This window comes from Mycolicibacterium baixiangningiae (assembly GCF_016313185.1).
In the GTDB taxonomy this organism is placed as follows: domain Bacteria; phylum Actinomycetota; class Actinomycetes; order Mycobacteriales; family Mycobacteriaceae; genus Mycobacterium; species Mycobacterium baixiangningiae.
This window is the reverse complement of record NZ_CP066218.1, coordinates 1063840-1080916: the sequence shown is the minus strand read 5'-3', so window position 1 is coordinate 1080916 and position 17077 is coordinate 1063840. Positions and strand designations below refer to the sequence as shown.

Annotated in this window: 14 protein-coding genes; 9 read left to right on the top strand and 5 right to left on the bottom strand. The window is 67.9% G+C overall.

The annotated features are described in order from the left end of the window. Window positions 1–29 precede the first annotated feature (29 nt). Window positions 30–899: an alpha/beta fold hydrolase gene (locus I7X18_RS05060; protein ID WP_193044262.1), complete on the bottom strand. Its 870-nt coding sequence runs from the start codon at window positions 897–899 to the stop codon at window positions 30–32. Window positions 900–1063: 164 nt separating this feature from the next. Between I7X18_RS05060 and I7X18_RS05055 the strand changes: the two genes are divergently transcribed. The 4 genes from I7X18_RS05055 to I7X18_RS05040 all read left to right on the top strand — a co-directional run bounded on the left by I7X18_RS05055 (window position 1064) and on the right by I7X18_RS05040 (window position 8333). Continuing rightward, window positions 1064–2761 carry an MOSC domain-containing protein gene (locus tag I7X18_RS05055; RefSeq protein WP_193044263.1) on the top strand — a complete coding sequence of 566 codons (1698 nt, stop codon included), beginning with the start codon at window positions 1064–1066 and terminating at the stop codon, window positions 2759–2761. Window positions 2762–2852: 91 nt separating this feature from the next. Next, on the top strand, window positions 2853–4301 hold the full coding sequence (locus I7X18_RS05050) for a DUF3375 domain-containing protein (protein WP_193044264.1): 1449 nt from the start codon (window positions 2853–2855) through the stop codon (window positions 4299–4301). After that, a complete protein-coding gene (locus tag I7X18_RS05045; protein WP_193044265.1) occupies window positions 4298–4981 on the top strand; it encodes a DUF4194 domain-containing protein in 684 nt (227 codons plus the stop codon). The genes I7X18_RS05050 and I7X18_RS05045 overlap by 4 nt, the downstream gene beginning before the upstream one ends. Further along, window positions 4974–8333, top strand: coding sequence for an ATP-binding protein (locus tag I7X18_RS05040; RefSeq protein WP_193044266.1), 3360 nt, complete (start codon window positions 4974–4976; stop codon window positions 8331–8333). The genes I7X18_RS05045 and I7X18_RS05040 overlap by 8 nt, the downstream gene beginning before the upstream one ends. A gap of 83 nt (window positions 8334–8416) precedes the next feature. On the opposite strand, the gene I7X18_RS05035 is transcribed toward I7X18_RS05040, so the two are convergent. Next, window positions 8417–9802 carry a WS/DGAT/MGAT family O-acyltransferase gene (locus I7X18_RS05035; RefSeq protein ID WP_193044267.1) on the bottom strand — a complete coding sequence of 462 codons (1386 nt, stop codon included), beginning with the start codon at window positions 9800–9802 and terminating at the stop codon, window positions 8417–8419. A gap of 346 nt (window positions 9803–10148) precedes the next feature. Beyond that, entirely contained in the window at window positions 10149–10709 is a 561-nt protein-coding gene (locus tag I7X18_RS05030; RefSeq protein ID WP_193044268.1) for a TetR/AcrR family transcriptional regulator, read from the bottom strand. Window positions 10710–10815: 106 nt separating this feature from the next. On the opposite strand from I7X18_RS05030, the gene I7X18_RS05025 reads away from it, so the two are divergent. From I7X18_RS05025 to I7X18_RS05015, 3 genes are read left to right on the top strand one after another with little or no spacing between them, the layout of a single operon-like run. Next, window positions 10816–11208 (top strand): hypothetical protein, encoded by a 393-nt coding sequence (locus I7X18_RS05025; protein ID WP_193044269.1) that lies wholly within the window; start codon window positions 10816–10818, stop codon window positions 11206–11208. 35 nt (window positions 11209–11243) lie between these two features. Beyond that, window positions 11244–11486, top strand: coding sequence for a hypothetical protein (locus I7X18_RS05020; protein WP_226862910.1), 243 nt, complete (start codon window positions 11244–11246; stop codon window positions 11484–11486). A 56-nt stretch (window positions 11487–11542) separates the two neighbouring features. Then, window positions 11543–11962: a hypothetical protein gene (locus I7X18_RS05015; RefSeq protein WP_193044270.1), complete on the top strand. Its 420-nt coding sequence runs from the start codon at window positions 11543–11545 to the stop codon at window positions 11960–11962. A gap of 4 nt (window positions 11963–11966) precedes the next feature. Here I7X18_RS05015 and I7X18_RS05010 read toward each other — a convergent pair whose 3' ends face one another. Further along, window positions 11967–12740, bottom strand: a complete 774-nt coding sequence (locus I7X18_RS05010; protein WP_193044271.1) for a tetratricopeptide repeat protein — start codon at window positions 12738–12740, stop codon at window positions 11967–11969. A 75-nt stretch (window positions 12741–12815) separates the two neighbouring features. Between I7X18_RS05010 and I7X18_RS05005 the strand changes: the two genes are divergently transcribed. Continuing rightward, the gene (locus tag I7X18_RS05005; RefSeq protein WP_193044272.1) at window positions 12816–15170 is read left to right on the top strand and encodes an AAA family ATPase; all 2355 of its coding nucleotides are present in this window, start codon (window positions 12816–12818) and stop codon (window positions 15168–15170) included. A 111-nt stretch (window positions 15171–15281) separates the two neighbouring features. Then, window positions 15282–16706 carry a S1C family serine protease gene (locus tag I7X18_RS05000; RefSeq protein ID WP_193044273.1) on the top strand — a complete coding sequence of 475 codons (1425 nt, stop codon included), beginning with the start codon at window positions 15282–15284 and terminating at the stop codon, window positions 16704–16706. A gap of 117 nt (window positions 16707–16823) precedes the next feature. On the opposite strand, the gene I7X18_RS04995 is transcribed toward I7X18_RS05000, so the two are convergent. Further along, window positions 16824–17039, bottom strand: coding sequence for an antitoxin (locus tag I7X18_RS04995; protein WP_193044274.1), 216 nt, complete (start codon window positions 17037–17039; stop codon window positions 16824–16826). Window positions 17040–17077: the final 38 nt, after the last annotated feature.

Genomic DNA, 17077 nt, shown 5'->3' with positions numbered 1-17077 from the left:
CCCCCTACTTTATGGGATGGCCGGCCCACTCATCGCGGCATCCGGCGGTCGAGGAAGTCACGGATCAGCGCGGTGGCGTCGTCGAACGCCGACTCGAGCAGGAAGTGTCCGCCGTCGAGCAGGTGGATCTCGGCGTCGGGCAGATCGTCGGCGAAGGCGCGCGCGCCGTCCGGTCCGAAGATCTCGTCGCCGCGGCCCCACACCGCCAGCAGCGGCACGCGCGAGGCACGGAAGTACTCGTGCAGGCGGGGGTAGAGCGGCGAGTTGGTGGCGTAGTCGAGGAACAACTTGAGTTGCACCGCGTCATTGCCGGGACGGGACACCAGCGCGTGGTCGTGATACCACGCCTCAGGGTTCAGCAGGGATTCGTCGGCCACGCCGGTGACGTACTGCCAGCGGATCGCCTCCAGCGAGAGGGCCTCGCGCACAGGCGCTTCTGTATCCGGCGTCTGCTCACGGTGGTAGTCCCACACGGCTTTCCAGAAACCCTCGACGAAGCCGGCGTCGTACCCGTTGCCATTCTGGGTGATGATCGCAGTCACCGCGTCCGGATCCGCCAGCGCGAGCCGCCAGCCGATCGGGGCGCCGTAATCCTGCACGTAGATCCCGTACCGGCTGATCCCGAGGTGCTCGAGCAGGCCCGCGGTCAAGGCGGTCAGGCTGTCGAAGGTGTAGTCGAAATCCTCGACGCCGGGCGCATCGGACAGCCCGAAGCCGAGATGGTCGGGCGCGATGACGTGGTAGCTGTCGGCGAGGGCGGGAACGAGATGCCGGAACATGTACGAACTGGTCGGATATCCGTGCAACAGAAGCACGGTCGGGGCGGCAGGATCACCGGCCTCGCGGTAGAACAGCCGGTGGCCGTCGACGGTCGCGTAGCGGTGGTGCACAGCGGACATGGATCTCTCCTCAGTTTTGGGTTATGTGACCCATTATGTGCACGCTCCGCCGGTTTGCGCCAGCGCCGTGTCGCCATCTGTGCGTTGACCTGCGCTGATCGCAGGCATACTCTGGGCCGGGCATCCCATTCTGCACACGAGTGCGCGGCGAGGAAGGTGGGGCGATGACGACCTCGGCGTCCGGCCATCTCGTGTCCGTCAATGTCGGGTTCCCCCGGGATGTTCAGTGGCAGGACAAGACTGTGCACACCGGCGTCTGGAAGGCTCCGGTGGACGGTCCAGTCATGGTGCGTCGACTCAACATCGACGGCGACGGACAGGGCGACCTCAACGGCCACGGCGGCGAGAACCGCGCGGTGCTCGTCTACCAGAACGAGTCCTACGACCACTGGCGCGCCGTCCTCGAACGCGACGACCTGACACCCGGATGCTTCGGCGAGAACTTCACCGTGGACGGGCTGCCGGACGACGCCGTCTGCATCGGCGACCGCTACCGGATCGGCGACGCCGAATTCGAGGTCACCCAACCCCGGGTGACCTGCTTCCGGGTCGGCATGCGGCTCGGCGAACCGCGGATGCCGAATCTCCTGGTGTCGCATCACCGACCCGGGTTCTACCTCCGCGTCATCGCCGAGGGCATGGTGACCGCGGGCGACGAGATCGTGCGCACACAGCGAGGCCCGCATGCGCTCTCGGTCGCCGACGTCGACGCGCTGTTGTATCTGCCGGGACGCGATGTCGACACGCTGCGCCGTGCCGTCGACCTCCCCGCGCTCAGCCCGGGATGGGTGCAGTCGTTCCGCGAACTCCTCGACGCCCATGGGACCACCGGGCCGGCGTGGCAGGGGTTCCGGAAGCTGCGGGTCGTGGCCACCCGGCACGAAACCGAGGACGTGCTGTCGATCGACGTCGAATCTGCCGACGGTGTATCCCTTTTACCGGCACTCCCCGGTCAGTATCTGACCGTCCGGGTGTCGGGCGCGGGGCAGCCCGCGCCGCTGCGCAGCTACTCGCTGTCCGGTGACAGCAGCGCAGGCCGGTACCGCATCAGCGTCAAACGGGAAGCGCACGGCCTGGTCAGCCGGTGGCTGCATGCCGAGATCCGTGTCGGGTCGACGATCGACTGTGCTGCTCCCCGAGGTGATTTCGTGCTCGTCGACGAGGAGCGCCCCGTCGTGCTGCTGTCCGCGGGCGTGGGCTGCACTCCGGTGCTGGCGATGCTGCATCGGCTCGCCGCTGAGCGCAGCGCGCGCAGGGTCATCTGGGTGCACACCACCCGTGATCGCGAATCCCACGCGTTCGCCGCCGAAGTCGACCGACTGCTCACCGCGTTACCGGACGCCGCGCAGCACGTGGTCCACACGGCGAGCGGCCCGCGGTTGGACGGCAGCGCGCTCGCCGCGATGGATCTCCCGACAGACGCCGCGATCTACCTCTGCGGCCCGGCCGGGTTCATGGACACGATGCGCGCCGCACTCGTCGCGTCCGGCATGGAGCCGACGCGCATCCACAGCGAGCTGTTCGGGGCGAGGGCCGCCATCAACCCCGGAGTCACCGACGCACCGCCGGCGGTGCGTCCGCATGCGCCGCCGGGTGTGCCCGGTGACGGCCCCGCGGTGACCTTCGCGCGCACCGGACTGACGGTCAACTGGTCGCGCGACTACCGGAGCCTCCTCGACCTCGCCGAGGCGTGCGACGTCCCCACCCGATACTCCTGCCGCAGCGGTGTTTGCCACATCTGTGTCACCGACGTCATCGCCGGCACGGCCGAGTACGCGCCGCCGCCGCTGGAAGAGCCGCCCGACGGGTCGGTGCTCATCTGCTCGGCGATACCCACCGCGGAGCTCGTCCTCGACCTGTAGGCCCCGCGCCGCTGATGTCCCCGCCGTGGCCTATGTTGGGTCGTCCGGCCACGGGCGAGGCAGAGGGACGCGGACAGATCGAGGATGGCAGGTGGACGACAACAGGGGGCTGTCGGCGGCTGAGCTGCTCGAACTCAACCGCGACCTGCACGGATCCCGGGCGATCCGGCTGCTGGCCACCAACAATCTCGGGCTCTACGTGACGCTCATGGAGCGCCATCTGGCCGACGGCGTGGTTCCCGAGACGGAGCTGGTGGTCCGGCTCGAGCGGGACCTGCACGAACTCGACCCCGACGGGGCATCCGGGCTCGCGCTGATCAAGTCGTGGGCCAGCCAGGGCTGGCTGCACCGCATCGTCGACGAACGCAGCGACCAGAACATCTGCTACCTCACCCAGGACGCGCGCCGGGCGCTGGACTTCCTGCGCGGGATGCGCCGCCAGGACACCATCGCCACCGGCGGCTCCATCAACGGCATCGCCTCGCGCCTCAAGCAGGTGGCCATCCGCGTCGGCAACGACCCCGCACGGATCCGCAAGAGCATCGAAGCCGAGATCGCGGTGCTGCAGGCCGAGCTCGACGACCTTGACGCCGGCCAGCGCCCGGATCCCGACGTCACCGACGCCTACGACGAGGCCCGCGCCATCGCCCTGCAGATGGAACGGCTCATCACCGACATCGGGCAGTACGGGTCGATGATCGAGCAGGCCACCGCCGCGCTGGACGAGCCGATCGACAGCAATGCCGAGTACCGCGACCGGCAGCGCCAGATGTACGCCGACTACCAGGCGGCGTGGGATTCGCAGGGCCGCGACAGCCACCGCGCGTTTCTGCGGATGATCAACGACCCCGACCAGCGCGCCGAATTCGAGGCCGACGTCGCCGCGGTCGCCGAGGCGCTACCCGCGCTCGACCCGGCCCTTCGCAAGGTGATGGCCGGGTTCTTCGAGCTGGTCGGCCACCAGATCGACGAAGTCGAACGCATCCAGCAGCGCTGCGCCCAGCGGGTCAAACGCTTCACCGCGTTCGGCACGCTCGAGCAGAGCCGCGGCGTGGCCCGCCAGCTCAACGAGGCCATCGGCGCCGCCCGCGCCCTGCTCAAGACCTCGCTGACCGACTCGCGGCTGGGCATCGACGTCCCGCTCGCCCGCCACTCCATCAGCTCGGTCGGCGCGCTGACGTTCAAGATCGGCGACCTGTCCGCACCGAAACCCGCAAGGCCCGCCGAGGGCGAGGTGGACCTGACCAGCTTCGCGGCACTCACCACGCAGGTCGACGCGCCCGCCATGTCGGAGATGCTCAACGCCGCGCTCCCCGTCTCCCTCTCGCAGGCGGTTGACATGCTCGGCCGTTCGGGACAGGGGGCCTATCTGGGCCACGTCATCGTGCTGTGGTCATGGGCGTTGAAACAACCGAATGACAGGCAGCCGGCGTCGACCACCGTCCGGTTCCGCTCCCTCGACGGCCGCGACCGCGAGATCGCCGTCCCCGACCTGCATTTCACCGAACCGATCACCACCCTCGCCGGAGTTTCGCAGTGACCACCGAGCCAGACATCGACTTCTCCTCGCTTCCGCAGGTCGACCAGAACGCCCGTCCCCCGCACCAGCGCAGGCCACGGTGGGACGGTGACGTCTCCGAACTGCCCGACCGGGCGTGCTGGGCGCTGCAGAACCTGCTCACCCGCCGCTACATCAGCGCAGAGTCCGACAGCGACCTGTTCAGCTGGGTGCTCGAGTACCGCAAACAGCTCAGCGTGCGACTCTCGGAACTCGACCTGCTGCTCCGCATCGTCGACGGCACCGACGTCGCGTTCGTCGAACAGGCCCGTTACGACTCTGCGCGGGGCGCAAAGCTTTTGCGCCGCGAACCGCTGGGCACCTACGACTCGATCCTGGCCTTGCACCTGGCGCAGATGATGCGCGCGTCGGGCGGGCAGAGCGTGCTGATCAGCCGCGAGGAGATGCACGGATTGTTCGCCGGGGTCCTCAACGACACCGACCGCGACGCGGTGACCTTCACCGCGCGGATCGACGGCGCCATCGCCCGGTTGGCAGCCCTCGAGATCCTGCGCCGCAGCCGCGACGACGAGGACAGCTACACCATCAGCCCGGTGATCAACGCGGTCATGACGGCCTCGGTGATCACCGAGTTGCAGCAGCAGTTCGAACAGCTGCTCGGTGGCGGTGCACCGCAAGTAGAAGCAGAGCTCGATGACTGAACAATTCCATCTGTCCCGGCTCCAGATCATCAACTGGGGCGTCTTCGACGGCTACCACTCGATCCCGTTCAGCGTCGGCGGCGCCCTGATCGCCGGTGCGTCGGGCAGTGGCAAATCCTCACTGCTGGACGCGATCTCGCTCGGCTTCCTGCCGTTCAACCGGCGCAATTTCAACGCCTCCGGCGACCACACCGCGGCGGGGTCGAGCGCGGGGCGGCGCACTGTCGACAAATACGTCCGCGGTGCCTGGGGTCAGCGCAGCGACGGCGGCACCAGCCGGGTGATGTATCTGCGCGGCGACGGCACCGCCTGGTCGGCGGTGGCGGTCACCTATGCCGGCGACTCCGGCCGCACCGTCACCGGGCTGGTCCTCAAGTGGCTGACCGGTGAGTCCCGGTCGGACTCGTCGAGCCGGTTCGTGCTGGGCGACGGTGACCTCGACATCGAGGATGTGTGCAACCGCTGGGCCGCGGGCCGTTTCGACACCGGGGTGTTCAAAGAGGACGGCTGGCGGTTCACCACGAAGGTGGAGTCGCAGTATCTGGCGCAGCTGTACGCGACGATCGGCATCCGCGCCTCCGACGCCGCCCAGCAGCTGCTCGGCAAGGCGAAATCGCTGAAAAGCGTTGGCGGACTGGAACAGTTCGTCCGTGAGTTCATGCTCGACGAACCCGCCAGCCTGGCCCGCCTGCCCGAAGCACTCAAGCAGATCGACCCGCTGGTGGAGGCACGCGAACTGCTGGCGGTGGCGCAGCGCAAACGCAAGATCCTCGGCGACATCGAGAAGATCCAGCATCGCTACGCCTCGGAGTCCTCGGATCTCGGCATCATCGACCTGGTGGACTTGCCGATGGTGAGGGCCTACACCGACCACGTCCGGCTGGCGCAGTGTCCGGCGCAGATCGCGCAGCTCGACACCACGGTCGACCAGCTGGACAACGAGTACGAGGACGTCACCCGCTCGCTGAATCTGGCCAAGGCCGAGGCGGATTCGCTCAACGCACAGATCAGCGGGTCGAGCGCGAGCATCGGTCCGCTGCAGTCCCAGGTGACGGCCGCCGAGACCGAGGCTGAGCAGGTGTCGCGCCGGCGCAGCGCGTACGACGACATGGTGACCGGCCAGGGTCTCGACGTGCCGGACACCGCCGACGAGTTCTGGAATCTGCGCGAAGACCTGCTCACCGAGGCGACCGAACTGCTCGCGAAGGTCGAGCGCAACCGGGAGGCGTCCACCGACGCGGAGTACGCGCAGAAGGCTGCGCGCATCGCCCGTGACGAAGCGGCCAAGGAGCTCAAGCGCGTCGAGCAGGTCGGGTCGGCGTTGCCGGAATTCGCGCTCGTGATGCGCGAACAGATCTGTGCCGCAATCGGTGTCGAGGCGTCGGAGGTGCCGTACATCGCCGAGCTGATGGATCTGCGGCCGGATCAGACGCGCTGGCGGACAGCGGTCGAGAAGGTGCTGCGGGGGGCCGGGCTGCGGCTGCTGGTGCCCGATGCGCACTGGGCGGCGGTGCTGCGGTTCGTCAACGAGACCAACATGCGCGGCCGGCTGTCGCTGCACCACGTGCGCTCGAAGCTCTACGGGGCCGAGCCGGTCGACCCCGAATTGAACACGTTGGCGGGCAAGCTGTTCGCCGTCGATCGACAGCACCCGTGCGCCGCCGAGGCTGTCGACGTGATCACCGCCGCCGGTGATCACATCTGCGTCGACACCCCCGACGTGTTCGCGCGGTTCCGCCGCGCGGTCACCGACACCGGCCTGTACAAGGACTCGGAACGTCTCGCGATCAAGGATGACCGCCGCCCCCTCAAGCAGTCGGAATACCTGTACCAGGGCGACGTGTCGGCGAAGATCAACGCGCTGACAATGGATCTGGCGGCCGCCGAGGAGTCGTACCAGAAAGCGCGGCGGCTGGCTGACGAGATCGCCGCGCAGCGTCAGCAGTGGCGGGACCGGGCGGCGGCGTGCAAGGCGATCTGCGAACAGTTCCCGCAGTGGAGCCAGATCGACGTCGAGACCGCCGACGGTCACGCCGACCGGTTGCGCGAACAGTACGAGCTGCTGCTCGCCGACCATCCCGACATCGAGGCCCTCAACGCACGCGCCGACGAATGCTGGTCACAGATCCAGGTGTTGATGACGCGCCGGGGTGCGATCCAGACCCGCCGCGACGATCTCGACGGGCGACGGACTCGGCTGCTGGAACTTTCGGAACGTCTCCAGCCGGCGTTCGTCTCGGAACCGTTGACAGAGCTGCTGCACCGGTACGCCGGACAGGTGCCGGTCTCGCTGGAGCTGCTGAACCCCGAGCCACACCGCGACGCGCTGTTCGCCGCGATCAAGAAGGAGCGCGAGCAGTTGCGGGAGAGCCGGCGCCGCTCGTACGACGAGCTGGCCCGCATCCTCAACACCTTCGACACGGCGTTCCCGGACGCAATTCCCAATGACAGCACCAACTTCGACGAGCGCGTGCACGACTACGTGGCGCTGTGCCGGCACATCGACGAGCGGGAGCTGCCCGAGGCATACGAGCGGATGATGCGACTGGTCACCGAGCAGGCGCCCGATGCGATCCTGACGTTGCACCGGGTGGCCGAGCAGGAGGCGCGGCGCATCGCCGAGCAGATCGAGCGCGTCAACACCGGTTTGGGGGCGGTGGAGTTCAACCGCGGGACCCGGTTGACGTTGCGGGCGACGCCGCGGTCGTTGACCGCCGTGTCGGAGCTGACGGAGGTGGTGCGGTCGATCTCGCGGCGCATCGCCGAGGTGGGCCTGGGTGACAAGCAGGCGATCCTGGATCAGTACGCCGACATCCTGCGGCTGCGCAACAGGTTGGCGTCGACGGCGCCGGAGGACAAGGCGTGGACACGGGATGCGCTCGATGTCCGCAACCGCTTCACCTTCGACTGCGCCGAATGGGATGTGACCAGCGAGGAGCTGATCCGCACGCATTCCAACGCCGGGGACAACTCCGGCGGTGAGCAGGAGAAGCTGATGGCGTTCTGCCTGGCGGGCGCGTTGAGCTTCAACCTGGCGAGTCCCGAAAGCAGTGACAACAAACCGGTTTTCGCGCAGCTGATGCTCGACGAGGCGTTCTCGAAATCCGATCCGCAGTTCGCGCAACAGGCGCTGCAGGCGTTCCGCAAGTTCGGTTTCCAGTTGGTGATCGTGGCGACGGTGCAGAACGCGACGACGATCCAGCCCTACATCGACAGTGTGGTGATGGTGAGCAAGACCGAGGCGACGGGTCGCAACGCCCGTCCGGTCGCGACGGTGGCGACGCGGACGATCTCGGAGTTCAGCACGCTGCGGCAGGAGATGCGCTCAGCGAAGGTGCCCGCGGGGGTGTAGGCGCGAGGGCCAGGCCAAGTTGACTCTGCAGCTACGGCGACAAAGTGCGAGAGGCGTGAGCCGTCATCGCAGACTCAACGAGCTCAGGAACGGCTGAGCAACTCCTGCAACTCAGCGTCGAAGCGGTCGGCCAGGTCCCAGAGGTCGTCTACCAGTTGCGGGCACGAGATGATGCCCACGTTCATCTTGTCGCCCTGCGACATCACCGTGATGTTCAGACCCGAACCGTGAAAGATCGGGCCGAGCGGGTAGAGCGCTTTCACTTCGGCGCCGCACGTATACAGCTTGGTCGGCGGCCCTGCGACATTGGACATGACCACGTTGTGGATCGCCGTATGGGTCAGCGGTGTGCGAGACAGCATGCTCAGAAGCCAGCCGAACGCTCCGCGAGAGAGGACCTCGGCCAGGTCGACCAGCAGGGTCGGGCCGAGCGACGAGCTGTGTTCCTTTGCATGCGCATTCGATTCGGCGATGGCGTGCAGCCGTTCCAGCGGATCGTCGATGTCGGTGTGCAGGTTGCAGAACATTCCCGAGAGTTGGTTGCGGCCCGGGCGGTCGGACTGGTCGCGCACCGATGACGGCACCATGGCGATCAACGGAGTGTCCGGCAGCTCCTCACGATCGGCCAGGAACCCGCGCAGCGCCCCCGAGCACAATGCCATCACCACGTCGTTGATCTTGACGTCGAACCGGTTCTTCACCCGTTTGACATCGTCGAGGTCCATTTGCGCCAAGGCGATGTTGCGCTCCGAGGTGAGCTCCGCATTGAACGGCGTCGTCGGAGCGGTGAACGGTGCGGCCATCGCCGTGCCGGACGCTGCACGGGTCACCGTCTTGACGATCGTCGACGTCGCCTCGGGGATCACCCGGGTCAATTGCCACGGACGGGTGAGGAACCGCAGAAGCCCACCCGCTGCGATCTCTAGGGGCGTCGCGTCACCGGGACCGTCGACGGGATCACGAGGCGGGGCGTCGGGCTCGGGATCGCACAGCTGGTTGAGCAGGTTGGCAGCTGCCATGCCGTCGACCGCGGCGTGGTGCAGCTTGAGCATCAACGCGAGCGGGCCGCCGTCCTCGGGGTCGATGTCGTCGACGCCCTCGATCACCCACATCTCCCACAGCGGCTTGCTACGGTCCAGCGGATTGGACGCGATGTGCGCGCAGATGTCGGCCAGCTCTCGGCGTCCTCCCGGCGACGGAAGACTGATCCGCTTCAGGTGTCGGGTCAGGTCAAAAGCCCTGTCCTCCACCCATACCGGATGGTCGAGGTTCAGCTGACTGTCGGCGAGCTTGGCTCGCATTTCCGGCAGCGCACTCATGCGCGACGCCAGATCACTGCTGAAGCGCTCGAAGGTGTACCCACCCGGGACCGTCGACGTGTCCAACTCGACGATCGAGCACACGTGAAGCGGCACCGCTGACGACTCGCTGTACAACAGGCCCGCATCCAGCCCGCTCAACCGCTCCATCTGGCCCACATACCCCTGCTGACAGGCCCGTCAAACCGCAACGGCAAAGTCAGCGATGCTCCGCGAGACTGACGTGTCGCAGAGCAAGTGCGAGAGCGGCCCTGCGCCAGTTCAGTCTCGCGTGCGGGTTATGAGAACAACGCGCCCGCTTGCGCGAGCTCCTCGACGGATAGCGTCCCGTCCCTCGAAAACGAGTCGGCGAAGTCATACGACAGTGCTTCCGGCCCACCACCGCAATTGCCCCGACGGCGACAGTCACGGCCGCCATCAGCACGCGTTTTTGTACCACTGCCCTTCGCGAGACTGACATGGCGCAGAGAAAGTCCGAGAGCCGCGCTGTTCCAGTTCAGTCTCGCGAATCATCGCCCCTCAGGACGGGTGCGAAGAGCGCGAACAGCCGCTCCTCCCACCCGTCCGCGACGTCACCCGTGCGGGCGCGTTCGGCGATGTGGGCGCCGACGACCGCATCGATGAGCGTCGCGCCGTCGACGTCGGCCCGGATTGATCGGTCGGCCTTGCCGGCGTCGATCATCGATTCCAGTTCGGCCCGCTGGTCGACGAGGATCTGGCGGAACACCGTCACGAACTCCTCATCGGCGTCGGTGAGCAGTGCCGCGAAACCGCCGTAGCCGATGCCGTCCTCGACGGTCTTGACGGCGTGTTTGATCAGCCAGCGGAGCCGATCGTGTGCCGTCGCCTCCGGCGCAAGCGGTTCGGGTGCGGTGAGTCGTGACAGCGCGGCGGACAGCATGTCCCGTCGGTCGCGGTGCCGCCGGTAGATGGTCGTCTTCGCGATCCCGGAGCGGGCCGCCACGGCCTCGACCGTCACCGATCGGGGACCTCTCGTGCGCAGCAGCTCCAGGGTGGCGTCGGTGATGCCGTCGTCGACGTTGCGGTTCTGCGCCATCCATCCCCCCTTGCCAAAACGCGCCGGAATATCCGCCGTGAGAAAAACGCTACACTAACCGTATCGCTACGAAACGCGTAGCGAAGCGCTAGTCGAGAGGTGCGGCATGTTCAAGAAGTTGCGAGGCGGATCGATCACGTACATCGCATACGTGGGCTTCCTGGTCGGGTTCATCGCGCTGGGCATGTTCGTCTACGCCCTGGCTGCCGGCAGCACGGTGGCCGGCATCATCGGCGCCGCCCTGATCGCCGGCTCAGCAGCAACCGTCGTGCTGTTCCGCGCCGGTGCCCGTCGGCGCGCGGAGGAGAACGACAGCGGCATCAAGATCCCCGGGGTCAACATCTTCGCGAAGCCGCTCGAGCGAGACCAGATCGACCAGTACCTGACGACCTACCGCGGTGCGCAGCGCGCCGCCGCCGACGCCGCGGACGAGACCCGCCTCGTGGCGATCACCGCCGGTGCACCGTCGCGGCGTGAGGACGAACGCCTGGCCGCGTGATCATCCAGACACATGCGTGTGCAGCTTCTCGGGTGATGGGCGTGCTGCTGGCGGCGATGCTCGTCCTCACCGGGTGTCAGAACACGGAGCAGGCCCCCGCCGGAGAGGGCTATCCGTCGGGGCCGGTGACGATGACGGCGGGAGCCAACCCGGGCAGCGGATTCGACATCACGATCCGCGCGGTCGTCGACGCCTTGCAGAAGAACCACCTCGTCGATGTGCCGCTGCCCGTGGAGAACCGCCCGGGCGGTGCGGGCACACCTGCGGGTGGCGGTTAGGTAACGCTTGCGTTGAGCGCCGCGGGCTGGGGCCGTGTGTGCGGCACAGTTGACCTATGAGCGACAAGAAAGACCCGCCGCCCGGCGACGTCCGCGCCGCGGCGCAGGCAGCCCTGCAGGCGGCGCAGGAGGCGGCCAGCGGGGCGCTGCGTGTGCCCGCCGCGTCCGCCCAGATCGTCGCGCAGTTACCCGGGTTGCTCGAGAACCTGGCGGCGGCGACCGAGCGGCTCAATTCCACGCTGGACCGGGTGGAAAGGTACATGGCGCTCGCCGACCCGACGCTGCAGGCGATGGACCGGCTCCTGCCTCAGCTGGAAGCGCTTGCTGCACAACGTGATGCCGCATTCCGGGCGGTCGGCGATCTGCCCGGGGTGGGGGCGTTCGGCCGCATCACCGGGCTCAGTTCGCGGGAGGAGCCTACGCAGGAGAAGGGGAAGCCCTCGAAGAAGCGTGGACCGTCTCGCCGGAAAGACTGAACGGTCAGTCGCGCTGCAGCATCACCCAGCGGCGGATCCGACGACGGCGCCGCACCCGTTCCGCCGCGTCCGCGTCTAGCCTGCCGAGGGCTTTGTCGCTGCCGGCGACGGCGGCGCGTACGTACCACCGACGCGCCTCGTCGGGGTCGGGTGTTGTCATGCGTTCGTCGTACAGCTTCGCGAGTTCGTACATGGCGTCCGCGCTCCCGGCTTCCGCGGCCTGCTCGTACCACTGGCACGCACGTTCGAGATCCGGCGGCTTCACCGCGTCGGCGTAGAACGACCCAAGCCCCTCCAGGCCGTCCCGGTTCCCCGCCCTGGCAGCGCGCTCGTACCAGCGCAACGCCGAGGTGAGGTTCGGCGGCTTCATCCGCACCTCGTAGAGGTAGCCGAGGTTGTACATCGCCTCGGCGTCGCCGGCATCAGCGGCCCGCTTGTACCAACGCTCGGCCTGCTCGACATCGGCCGGCTGGGTCAACACCGCATACAGGTACCCCAGTCCGTAGACGGCGTCGGTGCTCCCGGCGCTCACGGCACGCCGGTACCAGTGAGCCGCGAGGTCCAGATCCGAGGGCAGACTGTTCGCGTAGTGGTAGCCGAGCGCGTACATGGCCGTGGCATGGCCCGCGGCCGCGGCGGTCTCGAACCACCGCAGCGCCAGCTCCACATCGGCCGGGTCGGCCGACTGTTTGTAGAGGTAGCCGAGGAAGTACATGGCATCGGTGTCGCCGTGCAGGGCCGCGATCTCGTACCTGCGTCGGACCAGTCGGAGCTTCATCTGCCCCATCCGCCGATCGAAGCACCGACGACGCGCACCTTCAAGAGGTCACGAGGTGGCGACTAGAGTGCCGCCATGGCCGGCATCGTCCTCACCGACGAGTTCCGCGACGCGCTGGCGCTGCTCGCCGGTGGGCGCCACGTCTTCCTGACCGGCAAGGCGGGCACCGGCAAGTCCACCCTCATCCGGCTGTTCATGGCCGACACCGACCGCAATGTCGTGGTGGTCGCGCCCACCGGCATCGCGGCGCTCAATGTCGACGGCTACACGATCCACCGCCTGTTCGGGTTCCGCACCACCACGACGCTGGACGACGTCCGCTCGGGGGCCTACCGGCCGGGGCGGTTCACCAAGACACTGGCGTCGCTGCAGACACTGATCGTCGACGAGGCCTCGATGGTGCGCGCCGACGTGTTCGACATGGTCGCCGCGGCGTTGGAGCGGTTCGGCCCGGCTCCAGGGACCCCGTTCGGCGGCGTGCAGATCGTGCTGGTGGGCGATCTCTACCAGCTGCCGCCGGTGGTCACCGAACACGAAGCGATGTTCTTCTCCGGTTCCTCCGCGCCACACTACGAGACGCCGTACTTCTTCTCCGCCCATACTTTCGAGCGCGACCACTTCCCCACCGTGTCGTTGACGACGGTGTTCCGCCAGCTCGGCGACGACCGAATGACCGCCATTCTCAACGAGATCCGTGAGGGTGTGCTGCTGGGGCATGCGCAGGAGCAGCTCAACGCCCGGACCGACGCGGACTTCGTGCCGCCTGACGACGAGTTCTGGCTGACGTTGGCGCCCACCAACCGGCTCGTCACGGCGCGCAACCGTCAGCACCTCGAGCGGCTGCCCGGCGACGAAATGGTCCACCACGCACGCACTTCCGGTGACCTGACGCTGTTCGACCCGCCGGTCGAGGAGACCCTGCGGTTCAAGGTCGGCGCCCAGGTGATGATGCTCAACAACGATCAGGGCGATCGCTGGGTCAACGGCAGCATCGGCCGCGTCGCCGGCGTCGACTACGACCGCTACGGCGCCGTCGTCGACGTGGAGTTCCCCGACGGCTCCGTCGCCGAGGTCACCCCGTACACGTGGGAGGCCACCCGGCCCGTCGTCTCGGGGTCGTCACTGAGCCGTGAGGTCATCGGGTCGTACACGCAGCTGCCGTTCAAGGCGGCGTGGGCGATCACGATCCACAAGAGCCAGGGCCAGACGCTCGACCGGGTGGTCGTCGACCTGACGGGCGGCATGTTCTCGACGGGCCAGCTCTACGTCGCGCTGAGCCGCTGCACCTCGCTGGCGGGCCTCGTGCTCAAACGGCCTGTGCTGCCGAAGGATTTGAAAATAGACCGGCGTATCGCGCGCTTCCTGCGCGGCGCGGTCGGCGACTCCGGCGCGCGGCGGTACTGCGCGATCGGGATGCTGACCGTCGGTGACGAGGGCCGGATGTCGCGGCCGCGGCCGGTGGAACTCGCGGTGGCGTTCGACGACGGCACCGCCTTGTCGACACTGATCAACCCGCAGCGCGATCTGGCCGACGCGCGCACCGCCTTCGGGATCAGCGTGTCGGATGTGCTGCTGGCGCCGACGCTACGCGAGGCGTGGGCGGTGATCGCCCCGATGCTGGCCGGCTGCACGCCCGTGGGTGCGGGGGTCGACGAGCAGCTCGGCCTGATCGACTTCGAGCTCAAACGCCTGGGCCATGTGACGCCGATGCCGCTCGGCGTCGAGCTGCGCGGTGCGCGGATCTCGGGTCGCACCGCGTTGGAGCGGGCGCGCAGCGCCCTCGAGGCCCACCGTGGCACGCAGTCCGAGGACGGCGCGACAGCATTCGCCGAACCCGAACCGGTGGAGTCGGTTTCGGGTCTGATGATCAGCCGCGACCCTGAGGCGCCGACACCGACGGCCCATCATCTGCCCGGGTTGTCCGCGCTGCTGCGGATCAGCCGCGATGTCGGCGCGGTCCTGTTGGGGTTGCCGGTGCACCGCGGCCCTGAGTCGTCGTGGGATGCGGCGGCGCGGCAGTCGGTGGCCGCTCAACTGCGCGCAGCGGCGTCGCGGGTGCAGCTGCCGAAGGAGGTCGCGGCACGGCTGGAGGAGGCGTCGCGACTGTTGGGTGTCGAGATCGAGCCGCTCACAGTGTGTTCCGGGGAAGCTGCTGTCGCAGACGTGCTGATGCCGGGCACGCGGATCTGCTTCACGGGCACCGCCCAGGACAGCTCCGGGCGGGTCGTGGAGCGCGACGAGATGGAGCGCCTGGCGTCCTCGGCGGGGCTGACACCGGTCAAGACGGTGTCCAAGACCCGCTGCGATGTGCTGGTGACGGCCGAGGTCGGTACGCAGTCGGGTAAGGCGCGAAAGGCGCAGGAGTACGGCAAGCCCGTGTTCTGTGCAGACGACTTCTTGGCCTGGGTTTCCACCCGCGCGGCGAACTGACGCCCGGCTCGGTGCGGTGCGGCGCATACAACCTCCTCGAGGGACCGCCCAGGCTGACGGCATGATGGAGGGTGACACCAGACGAGACGTCGATGAAGGAAGTGGGCGCGCGTGAGCGAGCGGAAGCAGCCCAGCGGTAGATCGCCTGCTGGCGGGCCCCCGGCGGTGGATCCGGCGACCCAGCGCGCCTTCGGGCGACCGGGCGGCGTCCAAGGTGCGTTCGCCGGACCCGACCGCCGCGGTGACCAGGGCGAATACACGCCGACGAACCAGTCCCCCGGCCCGGTGCTCGACGACGTCTTCGGTCACCCCAGGACCGACGACCGCGATGACGAGCCCGTATCGGAGCCCTTGGCGCCACAGAACGATGTACCCGGGCCGCCTCCGCCGACGGCCGTGGCGCCCGCCCCCGCTGCGGACCCGCCCGGCCCGAAGCTCGGGCTGGTCGACCTGCTGTTCAGCGGGAAGGTGTCGCGCCTCGCGCTGATCGTGATCGCTGTGCTGGCGCTGGTGGTGGGTCTGGCCGGGGGCTGGGTGGGCAGCAAGACGTCCTCGATCATCCAGGCGTTCGCGACGCCCAAGGTCAACGTGTCGACCACCGACCCCGACGACACCGCTGAGAGCCGGTACACCAAAGTGGCCGACGCGATCGCCGACTCGGTGGTCACCATCGAGGCGGTCAGCGAGCAATCCGGTTCTCAGGGGTCCGGCGTCGTCGTCGACGGCCGCGGCTACATCGTCACGAACAACCATGTGGTCGAAGAAGCCGCCAGTGATCTGAACAAGTGGAAGCTGTCGGTGATCTTCAACGACGGTAAGACCGTGCCGGCCAATGTCGTCGGCCGCGACCCGGTGACGGACCTGGCGGTGCTGAAGGTCAACAACGTCGACAACCTCACCGTCGCGCGCCTGGGTGACTCCAGCCGCCTGCGGGTCGGGCAGGAGGTAATCGCCGCCGGTGCACCGCTGGGTCTGCGCAGCACCGACACCCAGGGCATCGTCAGTGCGCTAAACCGCGCGGTGCGGTTGTCGGCGGAGCGTTCGGGTGAAGACATCGTCATCTCGGCGGTGCAGACCGACGCGGCGATCAACCAGGGCAACTCCGGTGGTCCGCTGATCAACATGAACGCCGAGGTGATCGGCATCAACGCCGCGGGCAAGTCGCTGTCGGACAGCGCCAGCGGGCTGGGGTTCGCAATCCCGGTCAACGAGGTCAAACGCGTCGTCGAGACGCTGATGCGCGACGGCGTGATCGCCCATCCCACACTGGGTTTGACCGCGCAGTCGGTCAGCGACACCGGAGAGTCCGGGGCGAAGGTGACGGAGGTCAAGCCCAACGAGCCGGCGGAGAAGGCGGGGATCAAGGACGGCGACGTCGTCGTCAAGATCGGCGACCGCCAGATCGATGACCTCGACGCGTTCGTCGTGGCGGTGCGCCAGCTCGAGATCGGCAAAGGCACTCCGATTGAGGTTCTGCGAGAAGGCAAACCGCTGACGCTGACGATCGAGCCGATCGCGGGCAAGCCCACGACGTAGCCCGCGACCCGCGCCGCTTCGTCGCCGAGACTGCGGGGAGATCACGTTCCTGCGCGAATCGATGATCTGACCGCAGTTTCGGCGCGTGTCAGGCGCCTTCGTCGTCAGCGAGAACGCTCACCTGCGATCAGCGTCAACGTGCTCCACGATCGCCTCCCCGCGGATTCCCAGGTCCGGGAGCGTCGCGACCAATGAGGCGTTGTCGACGCGGCGCGTCGCCGCATCGAGTTCGCGAATCGCCACCGCAGCGACCGAAGTCCTCGCAGCTTGCGCCAACCGTTCGAGGCGGTCCATTACGTCGTCGGGCACATTGCGCAGGCGCAAGGTTCGCATCTTGCGATGGTAAATCGCCACCATTGCCTCACGAGCGG

Bases quoted from the DNA above. Each gene is read 5' to 3' on its own strand.
- I7X18_RS05060 (WP_193044262.1), bottom strand. From the start codon at position 899: ATGTCCGCTGTGCACCACCGCTACGCGACCGTCGACGGCCACCGGCTG.
- I7X18_RS05055 (WP_193044263.1), top strand. From the start codon at position 1,064: ATGACGACCTCGGCGTCCGGCCATCTCGTGTCCGTCAATGTCGGGTTC.
- I7X18_RS05040 (WP_193044266.1), top strand. From the start codon at position 4,974: ATGACTGAACAATTCCATCTGTCCCGGCTCCAGATCATCAACTGGGGC.
- I7X18_RS05035 (WP_193044267.1), bottom strand. From the start codon at position 9,802: ATGGAGCGGTTGAGCGGGCTGGATGCGGGCCTGTTGTACAGCGAGTCG.
- I7X18_RS05030 (WP_193044268.1), bottom strand. From the start codon at position 10,709: ATGGCGCAGAACCGCAACGTCGACGACGGCATCACCGACGCCACCCTG.
- I7X18_RS05025 (WP_193044269.1), top strand. From the start codon at position 10,816: ATGTTCAAGAAGTTGCGAGGCGGATCGATCACGTACATCGCATACGTG.
- I7X18_RS05020 (WP_226862910.1), top strand. From the start codon at position 11,244: ATGGGCGTGCTGCTGGCGGCGATGCTCGTCCTCACCGGGTGTCAGAAC.
- I7X18_RS05015 (WP_193044270.1), top strand. From the start codon at position 11,543: ATGAGCGACAAGAAAGACCCGCCGCCCGGCGACGTCCGCGCCGCGGCG.
- I7X18_RS05010 (WP_193044271.1), bottom strand. From the start codon at position 12,740: ATGAAGCTCCGACTGGTCCGACGCAGGTACGAGATCGCGGCCCTGCAC.
- I7X18_RS05005 (WP_193044272.1), top strand. From the start codon at position 12,816: ATGGCCGGCATCGTCCTCACCGACGAGTTCCGCGACGCGCTGGCGCTG.
- I7X18_RS04995 (WP_193044274.1), bottom strand. From the start codon at position 17,039: ATGCGAACCTTGCGCCTGCGCAATGTGCCCGACGACGTAATGGACCGC.